14 protein-coding genes and 1 pseudogene are annotated in these 13985 nt (G+C 43.5%); 3 read left to right on the forward strand and 12 right to left on the reverse strand.

Annotated features, from left to right (window positions below; genetic code table 11):
* Positions 1-16: 16 nt before the first annotated feature.
* From AC506A_RS19470 to AC506A_RS19525, 12 genes and pseudogenes are all read right to left on the reverse strand, one after another.
* Entirely contained in the window at positions 17-754 is a 738-nt protein-coding gene (locus AC506A_RS19470) for a stalk domain-containing protein (RefSeq protein WP_495462666.1), read from the reverse strand.
* A 290-nt stretch (positions 755-1044) separates the two neighbouring features.
* Positions 1045-1293 (reverse strand): hypothetical protein, encoded by a 249-nt coding sequence (locus AC506A_RS19475; protein WP_495462667.1) that lies wholly within the window; start codon positions 1291-1293, stop codon positions 1045-1047.
* 112 nt (positions 1294-1405) lie between these two features.
* The gene (locus AC506A_RS19480; RefSeq protein ID WP_495462668.1) at positions 1406-2227 is read right to left on the reverse strand and encodes an AraC family transcriptional regulator; all 822 of its coding nucleotides are present in this window, start codon (positions 2225-2227) and stop codon (positions 1406-1408) included.
* 170 nt (positions 2228-2397) lie between these two features.
* Positions 2398-3225 (reverse strand): sugar phosphate isomerase/epimerase family protein, encoded by an 828-nt coding sequence (locus AC506A_RS19485; protein ID WP_495462669.1) that lies wholly within the window; start codon positions 3223-3225, stop codon positions 2398-2400.
* Positions 3226-4395 carry a dihydrodipicolinate synthase family protein gene (locus tag AC506A_RS19490; RefSeq protein ID WP_495462670.1) on the reverse strand — a complete coding sequence of 390 codons (1170 nt, stop codon included), beginning with the start codon at positions 4393-4395 and terminating at the stop codon, positions 3226-3228.
* Positions 4396-4407: 12 nt separating this feature from the next.
* On the reverse strand, positions 4408-5559 hold the full coding sequence (locus AC506A_RS19495) for a Gfo/Idh/MocA family protein (protein WP_495462836.1): 1152 nt from the start codon (positions 5557-5559) through the stop codon (positions 4408-4410).
* A gap of 345 nt (positions 5560-5904) precedes the next feature.
* Positions 5905-6111: a UPF0158 family protein gene (locus AC506A_RS19500; protein WP_495462671.1), complete on the reverse strand. Its 207-nt coding sequence runs from the start codon at positions 6109-6111 to the stop codon at positions 5905-5907.
* A gap of 656 nt (positions 6112-6767) precedes the next feature.
* Entirely contained in the window at positions 6768-7247 is a 480-nt protein-coding gene (locus tag AC506A_RS19505) for a DinB family protein (protein WP_495462672.1), read from the reverse strand.
* 26 nt (positions 7248-7273) lie between these two features.
* Positions 7274-7639, reverse strand: coding sequence for a DoxX family protein (locus AC506A_RS19510; protein WP_495462673.1), 366 nt, complete (start codon positions 7637-7639; stop codon positions 7274-7276).
* 80 nt (positions 7640-7719) lie between these two features.
* Entirely contained in the window at positions 7720-8160 is a 441-nt protein-coding gene (locus AC506A_RS19515) for a MarR family winged helix-turn-helix transcriptional regulator (RefSeq protein ID WP_495462674.1), read from the reverse strand.
* A gap of 592 nt (positions 8161-8752) precedes the next feature.
* On the reverse strand, positions 8753-9061 hold the full coding sequence (locus tag AC506A_RS19520; protein ID WP_495462675.1) for a WGxxGxxG family protein: 309 nt from the start codon (positions 9059-9061) through the stop codon (positions 8753-8755).
* A 615-nt stretch (positions 9062-9676) separates the two neighbouring features.
* Positions 9677-10818 (reverse strand): annotated as a pseudogene (locus AC506A_RS19525) (zinc-dependent alcohol dehydrogenase).
* A 569-nt stretch (positions 10819-11387) separates the two neighbouring features.
* Here AC506A_RS19525 and AC506A_RS19530 point away from each other — a divergent pair.
* The 3 genes from AC506A_RS19530 (at position 11388) to AC506A_RS19540 (ending at position 13974) form a co-directional block, all read left to right on the forward strand.
* The gene (locus AC506A_RS19530) at positions 11388-11516 is read left to right on the forward strand and encodes a hypothetical protein (RefSeq protein WP_495462676.1); all 129 of its coding nucleotides are present in this window, start codon (positions 11388-11390) and stop codon (positions 11514-11516) included.
* A gap of 80 nt (positions 11517-11596) precedes the next feature.
* Positions 11597-12952 carry a cytochrome ubiquinol oxidase subunit I gene (locus tag AC506A_RS19535; RefSeq protein WP_495462677.1) on the forward strand — a complete coding sequence of 452 codons (1356 nt, stop codon included), beginning with the start codon at positions 11597-11599 and terminating at the stop codon, positions 12950-12952.
* Positions 12949-13974, forward strand: a complete 1026-nt coding sequence (locus AC506A_RS19540; protein ID WP_495462678.1) for a cytochrome d ubiquinol oxidase subunit II — start codon at positions 12949-12951, stop codon at positions 13972-13974. The genes AC506A_RS19535 and AC506A_RS19540 overlap by 4 nt, the downstream gene beginning before the upstream one ends.
* The last annotated feature ends 11 nt before the right edge of the window (positions 13975-13985 follow it).

Below are 13985 nucleotides of genomic sequence, written 5' to 3' on the forward strand. Positions count from 1 at the left end.
TTAGTATTTCGCGACTTTACTTAGTAAGAAGAGGAGCGATAAAGTCAAGATTAGCTCTATAGCCAGTATCATTATCTCCGTCCACTTCAACCGTCATAATCAAGACGCCTGTTAAATCAATCTCAATATTTTCTTTCACAGAACCAGTTCCAAGTGAGACTTGTTTTAGCACGGATCCATCCTGGTCTTTAAAAGTTATATTCCTCAAAATATCATCAGCATCCCCGCCACTATTGTCATCAATAGCTAGAGCCAAGGTAAGTTTTTTGTACTGGTTATTAAACGTATACTTTAGGACAGAGGCGGCTTCTGGCCACTCGGGATGTTGCTCACTGATTAATGTAAAGCCTGTATTTCCATAAGATTTTGAGTTTATCGTCATCGATTGGTTACTCGTAATGGTAGGAGAAGATAAATTACTATAACGAGATTCAACAGTAGATATATGATCTGGAGTGCCTAACGGAATTCCCGATACCTTTTGTCCAATGATGACTGAACTATTCTTTGAATCCCAACTGACTGGCACCCCCAGCAGATCAGAGGCAGTACGCAATGGAACATATGTACTTCCGTTATAAATGAACGGCTTATTACCTTTAGGGGTTTTATCAATACCATTTTGGACAAGTTTCACTCCAAAGAATGCCTCAAGTTTCACCGCGTTGCTAGCAGCATAGGAGACACCACTAAAGAATACTGCCCCTGCGATAAATCCACCTGTTACCAATTTCATGTTTTTCATTTTACTCATGATCGACACATCCTCTATTTTTAATTAATCCTTTTTATTATCGGAAAAAAGCATTTCAGAATTTACCCTAATATATCCAAAAAATCAATTTGCTAGATTCGAAGATGGCCTATCCCATTGTTTCAGTCAACTCAAAGAGAATGCCGCTCTTTCCATAACCAGCTACGTAAAAACTCGAATTGACTCAATGTCACCTCATATTAAATCCAGAAAGTCCCTATTAGCATTTCACACCAATTTGCTGAACGTTATTCAATAAAAAAAGCCACTCTGTAAGAGTGACTTAAAACTTAAGCTACTTTTATTATTTTCGTCGTATTAGTACCGACAATCGTACTGATAAAATCTCCATCAAGTGTAGCAAAATTATAATGCCTTGAAATTGCTATATGAAACGAATCGTATATCCCCAATTGTTCGTCACTTGAGCTTTGGAGTGCTTTAAATAGTATTGCGTTGTCTGATGTTGGAATAAACAGATCGTTCAAAATAAAATAACCATCTTCCTCGAATTGTTGCAATTGTGTCTCCGTCACCATCGTTCAACAGCTCCTTATTAATAGATACTTCTAGCTCAGCATATCGTAAGTAATTGGAGCACCACTATGGCGAAAAGAAACTTCATTTTGTAAAATCCGAACTTCATTAGGACTAAATCCCATGATCAGTATGTATTCTCCGATAGGTGTTTGGTGAAACCCAAGTATGATTTTTAAATGTGCGATAGAATGTGGACATGTTCTCGAAACCGACTTCAAAGCAAATCGAAGAAATCTCTTTTTCCGTTTCGACGAGCATCTTCTTGGACAACTCGATCCGCACCTCCGCAAGATAATGCACGGGCGTAATAGTATAACGCTCTTTAAAAATATTATTCATATGCCGAATACCAAGTCCTAGCTTGGAGGAGAGATCATTGGAATCCGATATTTCGAAATAATGGTTATCGATATAGTTGCGTAGTTTTTCGGCTCGCACATCGTTTGCATCTGTCATCTGGAACGATGATTCCTGTCGGGCAATTACAAGTAATATTTCCGAGAGATAGATTTTCATGGCCAAGTAATTGAATGCATTACCTTGCGTTTGCTCGAAAATCATTTTACGAAGCAATTGTTGAATCTCCCTTTTGCCAAATGGCAGAGGTGTAATGAGCTTGGATCGATTGAAAAATTGTTGGAGCAATTCATTCGTAATTGCAGAATCCAACATATCTTGATTGAACGCGAGTACAAGCACCGTTAACTTGGAGTCCGAAATAATGGAATGATTCGTATATGGCGTAATGAGGACACCGCAGTCTCGGTTGAGCGCGTATGATTTGCCGTTTAACATGATTGTTCCATTACCCTCTAAGGCGTATATCATCTGGTGAAAATGATGGTGGTGCTCGTGAATCAGGTTACCTTCGGAATGTTTATTCTCATAAATATCTATTCCGTATTTGAGATTATGTAAGGTTGTATTGGACATATCGCACACCCCTATGAAGAATAACTATACGGGAAATTGCAGTTATCACGTAGTAGTATTCTCCATAGCAAAGACGTTCTCCTTGCGCACTTGCACAGAAGTACATGCTAGAATAGACCGCACCTCGCTAGGAGCGTGGCTGTGCGGTCTAATCCATTGAAACATTTAACCTACACGTACTCTAAATAGCGCGTTTTCATTAGCGACAGCACATCATCCCCGGGTTGATCCCAAATGACGCGATTGAAAATCTCCACTTCGATTGGACCAACGTAACCTGCTGCTTCGACGGCTTCCCGTATTCGACGAATCTCGATAACGCCATCCCCCATCATTCCTCGGCCCATCAGCAAATCAGGCGTCGGTACGATCCAATCAGAAACATGGAAACCCAATATTCTGCCTTGCGCCCTCGAGATTTGCCTGTATAAATCCGGATCCCACCATACGTGGAATACATCGACTACAATGCCTACCTCTTGAGGGCTATATTTCTCGGCTAGCGCATTTGCATGGTCCAGCGTAACAATAACAGAACGTTCTGCGGCATACATCGGATGAAGCGGCTCAATGCCCAGTTTAATACCGTAAGATTTCGCAAACGGTACTAGCTGCTCGATCCCTTCCGTTACCCACTGGCGAGCTTCATCAATATTCCGGTCAGGCGCAGGACCGCATACGAGAACAAGCACATCCGTACCGAGCTCGGCCGCCTGTTCCACGGCTCGGAAATTATCATCTAGTCTTGCCTTGCGCTCCGCTGCAGATGCAGCAGGAAACATGCCGCCACGGCATAGGCTCGACACGCGTATACCCGCATCACGTACAAGACGTTTACTCTCGGCAAGACTGATATCTGCGAGCTTATGGCGCCATATGCCAGCCCACTGAATATCCGCACGTGCGCAACCTTCCAATGCTTCACGCAGGTTCCAACGATCCGTCGTAATCTGATTCAAGCTCAAACGACTGTAATCTTTCAATGCTTCACTCATCATTCAGCCTCCAAATCCGGCTAACGCCAGCACAGCTTTCATCCTCTTAACGGCAAGTTCCGGATCGAGCAATAGTCCTGCTTGGTCCGCCAGTACGAGTATTTCGGAAAGATGAACGATCGAGCGTGCGCTTTCTGCGCCGGCGATCATTCGAAAATGCGATTGATAGCCGTTGAGATAGGCTAGGAATACAATGCCTGTTTTATAGGAGTAGGTCGGTTTTTGAAAGATATGTCGGGACAAGGGTACCGTCGCATCAAGTATCCGTGAATATTCCTCGATATCGCCACGGTCCATGGCATGAATCGCCGCGGAGGCAGCTGGCCCAATTGCGTCAAAGATACCGAGCAGTGCATCGCTATAACCCTGTTCGTCGCCTTTAATCAAAGTCGGATAGTTAAAATCGTCCCCCGTATACATTCTCACGCCATTAGGAAGACGACGACGCATGGCGATTTCCTTGTCCGCATCGAGCAAGGATATCTTGATGCCGTCCACTTTCTCTTTGTGGGCATGGATAACATTCAAGCAAACCTCCATGGCATCATCCAGGTTTTGACTCCCCCAGTAGCCACGAAGAGCAGGATCGAACATATCGCCCAGCCAGTGCAAAATGACCGGACGTGAGACTTGTTGCAGCACTTTCGCGTAAACCCGTTCATAATCTTCCGGACCTTTGGCGCATGCGGCCAGCGCACGGCTCGCCATCAAGATGATTTGTCCGCCATGCCCTTCAACAAAGCCGCATTGTTCCTCATAAGCGGCTTCGACATCTTCGATCGTTAGCCTCGGACTTAGCACCAAATGATCCGTCCCAGCTCCGCATGCGATTCGTCCGCCAACGGCATTCGCTTCTGCAATTGAGCGACTGATCAATTCCTTGGAATGATTCCAATCAAGCCCCATTCCCCGCTGGGCAGTATCCATTGCCTCCGCTACAGAAAGCCCTAGCGACCATAAATGATGGCGATAGGCTAACGTTGCATCCCAGTCGATTCGACTTTGAGTCAACGGATCCGCATCCACGGTTGGATCGCAAACCACGTGCGCAGCGGAGAACACAATGCGGCTTTGCAGCGGTTTACCTTTAGGCAATGCGAAGTTGCCGACATTGGAAAGCTGGTAGGTATAGATAGAGCCGCCTACACGTGGAAGCTGTAGCACCTGTGCCAATTCCAATTCCCCCTATATGTTCAATTCCGGCACGTCTATCCAGCGCTTTTCTTGCCAGGAGCGCAAGCCCAGATCGGAAAGCTGGGTTCCTTTGGCGCCTTCAAGCAAATCCCAACGAAATGGCGAATCTGTGACGATGTGCTTAAGAAACAATTCCCACTGTATTTTAAATCCATTATCGAAAATCTGATTATCCGGAACCTCCTGCCATTGCTCGCGGAATTGAAATGGATTCTGGATATCCGGATTCCAGACAGGCTTGCAAGTATTGACTCGGTGCTGAGTCTTGCAATCCCGTAGACCGGCAACCGCGCTGCCTTCCGTACCGTCAACCTGGATTGTCAGCAAATCTTCCCTGTTTACCCTCACCGCCCAAGAGGAATTCACCTGTACAACAATGCCGCCTTCCAGCATCATCGTGGCATATGCAGCATCATCCGCCGTGCAATCATACGGCTTACCCGTTTCATCTATTCGCTTGTCGATATGGGTTATGCCAAGACAGGATATGGAGCGAACTTCACCGAACAAATTGTCGAGCACGTAGCGCCAGTGAGCGAACATGTCTACAATAATTCCTCCGCCGTCTTCTTTGCGATAATTCCAGGAAGGACGTTGACCGGGTTGCCAGTCCCCCTCAAAAACCCAATAGCCAAACTCCATCCTAACGGAAAGTATTTTTCCGAAATAGCCAGAATCAACTAACCTTTTCAGCTTAATCAAGCCTGGGAGAAACAATTTATCCTGAACAACGCCATTCTTAACGCCAGCTTCCCGTGCAAGTTGAGCGAGTTCCAATGATTCCGCTAACGAAGAGCCTGTGGGCTTTTCGCAATAGATATGTTTCCCGGCTGCAATCGCTTTCTTAACACTTTCTGTGCGGAATGCTGTCAATTGAGAATCAAAATAGATCGTATCCTTCGGATCATCTAAACATCGATCAAGATCTGTACTCCAGCGCGAGATCCCGTTTGCCGCTGCCAATGCCTTGAGTTTACTTTCCTGTCTGCCTACCAGAATCGGATCAGGCATAATCACATCTCCGTTTGGAAGCTGAATGCCGCCTTGTTTGCGTATTGCTACAATAGATCGGATCAGATGCTGATTAGTTCCCATTCGTCCTGTTACACCATTCATGATTATCCCAAGTCTAAGTTCAGCCATCATAAAGCCCCTTTCTCTAGTGAAAGCACTTTCTTTCATAATAAGAGAAAGGAGCGGTTACAGTCTTATGATTTTAAGAAGGCCATTCTTGATTTAAGAAACAATCTTCCAAAAAAAAAAACGGATCAGTTGTCCCGCCAAAGAACCTACAGGATAGAGACCGACCCTGAAGCACTTTCATTGTTATTGTGGAAATGATGAGGGAAATTAAAGTTTATTAGTTTGAAAAGCAAAAACAGCGGAACCCGACGGTTCCGCTGTTCTTATACACCTTTTGTAAAATCCACACTGATCAACGGTAGAACGTATTGCCGCTTTCGCTCGCCTCTGATCTAGCCCTTTAACCTACTTCTGGATTTCAATATTCCGATCCTTACACCATGCAACTACTGTTTCCTTTATTTTTCTTTCTTTGTGGCCATACCATTGTTTATCAATACCATGTTCAATAATACTATCATTGAATCTTCGGAATGCTCCTCGTCCTCTGATACTTTCAAAAAGTTCCTCTCGAATATCTTCATCTTCGAGCGTCCCTAAAAAATCTTCCATGAACATGCCATGTTAAGAATCGCTTATTATTTGCTATCTAGAAAAGAATTGTATGTGGACCTAGGCGAAGATTACTTTGAGAGGCATAAACAACCTGCCGTTGTTAGGAATTCCGTTCGAAGACTTGAAAGCTTAGGATATGCCGTTTCGATCTCAGAGGTCTCTTGATCTACTATCTTTCGAGAATTAATTAACTTGGTGCTACATCTTTAAAAATCTAAGGAGCTGCACCCTTCTTTGGTATTGCCGCTTTAAGATGTCACTCCAATCAATTTTCATGGTAGTGTAACAGTTAATCTTTCAATATCAAGATTTACTTATTAGGATTTAGTTCTGATAACCATCCGTACTAAAACCTTACTTAAAGGAGTGGAATCTAATGTCGCTAATGCCAATGCCACCTCAGCCCCCCCTGTAGGCGTACAACCAAATCCTTGTTTATTTCGATTAACGTATGTTCGTCTCACGTCTGGAGATTCCAAAGTTTATTTCCGAATATTTTATTGTTAATTCCACTTTCCTTATGAGTAATCATATACTTCATTTTCATTGCACGTATTTCAGCATTTATAAAAGACCACGAGTAGGGCCATCCTTTGCGGGATGGCCCTTTCTATTAAATGTGAACCTTATAATAGTAAATCATCGAGTTACATTTATGCACGTTTTATTGGATTTGTAGTACGACATTTTATATGCCCAAGATGGAGCCCTTCATGATAAAGGCAAAAATTCAATAACTCTGCGATAGATTCCATTTCATTGCCGTAAATGCTCAATGGCTTGATTGCTTTTTCTTCAAGATTACGGATTCCAAGTTGCGATTTAATATGCTCCATTTGCCCTTTTAGCAAGGATGCCAACTGCTCCAAACTAGGAGGCTGCACCTGCCAATCAGAAGGTTTTGACCCGGATTTGAACATGGCTAAATGCTCTTCGGACAAATATTGGGATAATCCCACAAAATTATTCAGGAAAAGATCGGTAAAAGCAGCGATATGTCCGATATGCCAACGGATGGTGTTTTTGTACCCTGTCGGCATTTCATCCGCCATCTCATCGGTAATGTTTTCAATGGATTTAATCGTTATCGCTCGAATCACTTCAAGTTGTTTTAATAATTTTTGGCCATTCATCGTAATTCTCCCTTGTTAACTGATTTTTAAACTGATTTGATAGTCGATTTACTTCTAATCAAGACAAATAAGCTTAAAAGTAGAAGAATACTTGCTGCTGCTGCATCTGACATACCTTGACCTGCATTTAGATGGGCAAACACGGCGCCTGCCATCAATAACACGAGTCCTAACGATGCAAGAAAAGTGAATTTGGGCTTTTTAAACCCCACTCCTAATCCGAGTGCACCCAATATCTCACAGGCTCCAACAAAATACATAAAACCTTTCGCATAGCCAAATACTTCCGTAAACAGTTCAACTTGTTGTGCATTTCCTGATAGTTTCATAATGCCAAACATAATAAAACCGACAACTAACAATCCCTGTATAATTCGTCCAATCCATTTCATTTTTACATAACTCCTTGTACGTGTCTTTTAAGATGGCAGCCAGCAACATTACGATAGCTATCCTGACAGCTGCGATTGCCTTATAAATTTTTTGCACCTAATCCGATTTTTTTTAGCAATGCAGTGAGCAGCTCTTTTTCTTCATCGCTTATAAATGACAAATTTCGAGAGATAATTGAAATATGTCTAGGAAATATTTCATTAAATAAAGTCGTTCCCTCTTCGGTCAATAGGACATTTAATCCCCTTCGATCTGTAGCACTTGCTTGCCTTTCCACGAGTCCTTTTTTCTCTAATTTATCGACTACATACGTTATGCTTCCGCTAGGAATGGACAACGTATCGCTAATTTTTTGAACGGGATGTGGACCTTTGCTATAGAGCAATTCTAAAATCATGAAGTTTTCCGGTGTGATGTTATAACCTTCAATATCCTTGCGGACGTTCTCGAAAACAGACTTTGAAGCTCTTGCCCATGTCCGAAATAATTTTAAATCAAGTTCATTTCGTTGTTGATTCATTTAAATCACCTCATCTTATATTTTAATATAGAACCCCCCCTTAATGGACAACATTTTTATTTTATCCTAATTCAATAAATCCTAGTTATAGGATACATTTATCCTAGCACTAGGATAGTTTTCTGTCAACAGGTTGCTCTTAATATTTCATTCAGTTAAAAAGGGTCTATTAAATGCCGCAGCCGTTTGAACTGTTTTCCAAGTAAAAAAAGCACAACGCTACCGGTATGGTATTGATGAGGGAAATTAAAGTTTGTTAGTGCAACATCAGCCTTTATGCGGCCTATTAGGTTTACTTATATGTGAAAAAACATGGGTAAGTTTGTTAGTGGCAACCATGGAAACTGAAATCGTAATTCAAATGTGGAAAATAAAGTTTGTTATTCGGTAACTTGAGGAGACAGCAAGGGGATGGAATTGATAATGGAATTCCAAAAATCAAACGTCTTTAGTCACTAAACAACGAAAAAAGAATGACCAGTTGTTATACTGGTCATTCTTTTAAAAGTAATAGAACTCTGTCTAATATGCAACCTGAGTTATTCAACCTCTTATTATACATTTTATTTTCGAGCGACTGAAATCTTAGTGCTTAACGTGCACCATCGCGTTCACGATTACGGCTTCTCATTCCTGCTAAACCAATTAATCCAAGAAGACCTAGCCATCCCCAATCAAAGTCGTTGTCGTTATCAGCTACAGCTGTAGCTCTGTAGTTTCCTCCATTATTTAGGGATGTCCCATTGTAATTGTCTCTTGCCAAATCGGTGCTATTGTTCCGAACCCCAGTTGACGACATTCCGTCTCCATTTGTCGTTGTTCCGGTTGCACTTACCATGCCCATTCCCAACATCAAAGCAAAGCAACTAACAAATACAAATGTATACAGCATTTTTTTCATTTAGCATCACACCTTTGAGTTAGATTATACTGCTATGCAAAGCTTACCCTCGGTGTAATATTTTATTCCAAAAATACGAATTATGTCGGGATACTTCTTATTCACTTCCTCGAACCATTTCTGTTTAGAACAACTTTTAAGTTATTTTCTTTTAAACATGAAGGGCAGTAAGATGAAAGGAAAGAAAATAAAAAAAGAAAAACCGAATAACTTACTAAGCATTATGGATAAACCGCTAACTACTACAGCGATAATCAAACTATATAAACATCCTTTACCTGACAAATTACTAAAGAAGAACACACTATATCCCTCCCTACTTACTATTTTGCTCCTAGAACCTTATAGCGAGAAACCTAAGGATCTAGAGGCGACTCCACTTATCACATCTTTATAATGGAGCAAATGTAGCTCTTATGTTTTGTCCCTTTAAATTGCTTCAAGTTTTCACAATATATACATTTCATATATTTTTATTACCTTCCTTTGTTCCGCGAACTATGTTGGTCATCGCGTCATATCTACCAAGCCTAGGCTATGTTCATTAGGCATGTCCGGCAGTTGAGGCACTGTAAAACCAACTGGTGGAGGCTTTACATTTAACTCTTGACCAACTTACGGTTTTAAAATTATTTTCATTGCGTTTTCCTCTTTATTATTGAAGATTTTATACCCGTGCTCAGCTTTGTCTAGGCCGATCCGGTGACTGATAATATCAGTCGGATCGAATACACTATTTTTTATTTGTCGATAAAGTTCCGGCATGTAATGGATAACCGGCGCTTGCCCCAATTTCACAGTTATGTTACGTGCAAACAAATCGCCGAACGGAAAGAAATTGTAATTCATTCCATACACCCCGGTACTTGAATTGTGCCACCTTTGCGGACTAACTTTGTCGCCATCCGAAATGCACCAAGTCCACCTCCTTGAAGCTTGAGCAGCGTTTCCACTTTTTCCAAGAGCGTCTTTTCGGAATCCAGGCCTACTGCATCGATCACAACGTCCGCTCCACCTGCTGTTATTTCCTGCAAATGGCCTATAAGATTATCCGTTTCCTTGAAGTTGAACGCTTCTACTTTATTGGTCTTCCGAGCATGCTCCAAACGATATTCTACATGATCCACGGCAATGACCCTTTTTGCACCTTTTAGCCATGCGAATTTCTGAGCCAGAAGCCCAACAGGCCCGCAACCAAGAATAATAACGGTGTCGCCTTGTTTTACTCCGGCGTTGTCAACGCTCCAGTAAGCAGTTGGAACAATATCGGATAGAAACAATAGCTTCTCGTCTTCCATCTCCGCGTCCTCAGGAACCTTGAAAGGAACGAAATTACCATATGGCACCCGCATAAGCTCAGCTTGTCCACCTGCGTATCCGCCATAGGTGTCGGAATAACCGAAATAGCCACCTGTGTCACCATGTAGAAATTCGTTTGAATTGTCGCATTGGCTTTCGAGTTGATGGTTGCAGTACCAGCATTGACCGCAGGCGACATTAAAAGGAATGATTACACGATCTCCTTTTTTGACACGAGTAACCTCTTTCCCTACCTCCTCAACGATTCCCATAGGTTCGTGACCGATGATGAAATTATCCGGCATATTAGGAATTTCGCCATTGTAAATGTGCAAATCCGAACCACAGATGGTTGTTGTCGTTATACGCACAAGAACATCGTCTGCTTTGCTAAGTATGGCATCCTCCACTTCTTTCACCTTCACATTTTTCATTCCTTGATAAGTTAAAGCCTTCATAATGCCACCTCTTCCTTTGATTATAACGTCAGAAGCATTCCCATTCATCGCCTTAGACAATCATTAATGTTGCAGATCGAATCGCCGGAGAAATGATTGGCATGAATGGATCATTACCACATAGCGAGAAAGAGTATACTCAATAAAAATAAAGCTTAAGGTGGTTACTTTCATGTGTTATGTCGTGCCCTCACGTTATTAGGGGGCAGCCGATCGTTTTGTCCGGAGGCTGCAAAATTCATCTACAATCATGCTAAAAACCTACTCCTATCAGTAAAACAAATTTTTCTTCAGCAACTACTTTTCCCCTTTCTCATCACTAACAAACCTTATTTTCCATCGATGTGTTCTTTCAAGTGAATTCTCCAGACAACTAACACACTCTATTTTCCACTAACAAACTTTAATTTCCCTCATCATTTATGACATTCAGAAAATAAGCCCTTTCACAGAATTCAAACCCTCGTCACAAATTATGTGAAAATAATCACATAGATCGGATATAATAAATTTGTAGCCATATCGCGCACATTACACACATCAATATCACAATGAGAGAAGGGATCCTATTGGCCGGTCATCCGCAAAAACCGAAAGACAGCAGCCGAGTAGCCAAACAAGAGAAACGCCTTATTCTGCTTTGCATCGTCGTTGCGGTCATTATGCTGTTATCTCTATCTCGACATTTGTTTAAATAATTCATAATCATCGAACTGTTCGCCCGCATAGCAGATTCGCATTGTGAAATACTACATCAAGCACTTGGGAGGGATTACATATGCTGCTTAGCAGTTACGATCCGGTCATGTACAGCCGGATGCTCACAGGACTCACGCTTGCTTTCCATATTATTTTCGCAACGATTGGTGTCGGTGTCCCGCTTATGATTGCTCTTGCGGAGTGGATCGGGATTAAACGCAATGATGAGCATTACTTGCTTATGGCGCGCAGATGGGCACGGGGCTTCGTCATTACGGTGGCGGTCGGCGTTGTGACAGGAACTGCGATTGGTCTGCAGCTCAGTCTGCTGTGGCCGAGCTTCATGAAAGTAGCCGGTCAGTCCATCGCACTGCCGCTCTTCATGGAGACGTTCGCGTTCTTCTTCGAAGCTATTTTTCTCGGTATCTATCTGTACACCTGGGATCGATTCAAGAGCAAGATGACCCACTTCTGGCTGCTCGTTCCCGTCGTAATCGGGTCATCCGCTTCCGCCTTCTTCATTACAATCGTCAATGCATTCATGAATGCGCCTGCCGGCATCACCGTGAAAGACGGTCAAATTACAGAAATCTCGCCATTCGGTGCGATGTTGAGCCCGGCAATGCCAACGAAAGTCTCGCATGTGCTCGTTACAGCTTATCTGACTTGCGCGTTCGTCCTTGCTGCTATTTCAGCTTGGTCACTGCTTAAAGGCCGCAATCATGTGTACTATAAGAAGGCTCTCAAGCTAACGATGGTTTCCGCCTTTATCTTCTTACTTTCAAGTGCCATCATTGGCGATTTGTCTGGCAAATATTTGGCCAAGTATCAGCCTGAGAAGCTCGCAGCGATGGAGTGGCATTTTGAAACGACATCCGAAGCACCGCTTGTGCTTGGAGGGATATTAACCGAAGACAACGAGGTCAAATATGGTCTCAAAATCCCGTTCGCGCTTAGTATTCTCGCCCATGGACTGCCTAATGCGGAAGTAACCGGACTGAATGACATCCCGGAGGATGAGCATCCGCCGCTCTATATTCATTACCTGTTCGATCTGAAAATGGGCTTCGTTGCAATGATGGTCTTGATCGCCTCGGCCTTCATGCTCCTCCTGTGGCGCAAGCGCGAGCTCGCCTACAGCAACAAATGGATACTCCGCGGCATTATACTCGCTGCTCCACTGGCGATGATGACCATTGAGCATGGATGGATTTTCTCGGAAGTCGGCCGTCAGCCTTGGATTCTTCGCGGCATTATGCGCACAACGGAAGGCGCAACCGTATCCGATCATGTGGATACCATGCTATGGGTGTTCGCACTGCTCTACATTGTACTGGCTATCACCTCTGTCAGCGTGTTGACTCGCATGTTCCGCAGCAATCCGGCTGAGGAAGAAATCGCGGCCAAGGGCATTAAAGGAGGCGACGAAGAATGAGCTACGAAGTCTTGGGAATCACTGTCCTGTGGATCTTCCTGTTCGGTTACTTGATTGTCGCTTCGATTGATTTTGGCGCAGGTTTCTTCAGTTACTACAGCACCATTACGGGCAAACGTCATCTGATCAACAAGATTATTGAACGTTATCTCTCGCCGGTCTGGGAAGTGACGAACGTCTTTCTCGTCTTCTTCTTCGTCGGGATCGTCGGTTTCTTTCCGGACACAGCTTACTATTATGGCACCGCGCTGCTTGTACCGGGTAGTGTCGCAGTCATCCTGTTAGCCATTCGGGGCTCGTACTACGCCTTCAACACTTATGGTACGAACAAGAACAACAGCTTCTACATGCTGCTTTACGGTGCAAGCGGCCTGCTTATTCCCGCTTCCTTATCTACTGTGATGACGATTTCGGAAGGCGGCTACATTGAGGTCAGCGAGTCCGGAAAAGTAAGCTTCCTGTTCAGCAAACTGTTCCAAAGCACCTATTCATGGACGGTAGTGCTGCTGGCCCTTGTCAGTGTACTCTATATTTCGGCCATGTTTCTCAGCTATTATGCAGACCGTGCCAATGACCGAGGCGCGTTCGAGGTGGTGCGTAAATACGCGCTGGCTTGGAGTGGTCCTACGATTCTGAGCAGCCTGCTCGTATTCTTTGCCATTCGCGGTCATAACGCTGAGCATTACCAGCGGATGACGGAGCACGCTTGGATGTTCGTTGTATCCTTCGCCTGCTTCCTGATCGCTGTCTATCATGTGTGGACACGCAAACGTCTTGGACTGTCCTTCGTCTTCGTCATGCTGCAGTTCGGCTTCGCATTCTTCGGTTATGGCGCAGCTCACTTGCCGTATATTCTGTATCCGTATTTAACGATTCACGATAATTTCACCAGCGAGCCGATGGCCATTGCGCTCATTTCCGTCTTCATCCTCGGACTGCTGCTGCTCATTCCGTCGCTTTACCTGCTCATGCGATTGTTCTTGTTCGATACCAAATATGTACAGGGCAAGCGTGGCAAATAACCCTTCTGGAG

The sequence above is a fragment of the Paenibacillus sp. N22P23 genome (assembly GCF_059383735.1).

Coding starts and splice junctions, on each gene's coding strand:
- AC506A_RS19520 (WP_495462675.1), bottom strand. CDS start 9,061: ATGAAAAAAATGCTGTATACATTTGTATTTGTTAGTTGCTTTGCTTTG.
- AC506A_RS19535 (WP_495462677.1), top strand. CDS start 11,597: ATGCTGCTTAGCAGTTACGATCCGGTCATGTACAGCCGGATGCTCACA.
- AC506A_RS19475 (WP_495462667.1), bottom strand. CDS start 1,293: ATGGTGACGGAGACACAATTGCAACAATTCGAGGAAGATGGTTATTTT.
- AC506A_RS19510 (WP_495462673.1), bottom strand. CDS start 7,639: ATGAAATGGATTGGACGAATTATACAGGGATTGTTAGTTGTCGGTTTT.
- AC506A_RS19540 (WP_495462678.1), top strand. CDS start 12,949: ATGAGCTACGAAGTCTTGGGAATCACTGTCCTGTGGATCTTCCTGTTC.
- AC506A_RS19480 (WP_495462668.1), bottom strand. CDS start 2,227: ATGTCCAATACAACCTTACATAATCTCAAATACGGAATAGATATTTAT.
- AC506A_RS19485 (WP_495462669.1), bottom strand. CDS start 3,225: ATGATGAGTGAAGCATTGAAAGATTACAGTCGTTTGAGCTTGAATCAG.
- AC506A_RS19470 (WP_495462666.1), bottom strand. CDS start 754: ATGAGTAAAATGAAAAACATGAAATTGGTAACAGGTGGATTTATCGCA.
- AC506A_RS19505 (WP_495462672.1), bottom strand. CDS start 7,247: ATGAATGGCCAAAAATTATTAAAACAACTTGAAGTGATTCGAGCGATA.
- AC506A_RS19495 (WP_495462836.1), bottom strand. CDS start 5,559: ATGGCTGAACTTAGACTTGGGATAATCATGAATGGTGTAACAGGACGA.
- AC506A_RS19500 (WP_495462671.1), bottom strand. CDS start 6,111: ATGGAAGATTTTTTAGGGACGCTCGAAGATGAAGATATTCGAGAGGAA.
- AC506A_RS19515 (WP_495462674.1), bottom strand. CDS start 8,160: ATGAATCAACAACGAAATGAACTTGATTTAAAATTATTTCGGACATGG.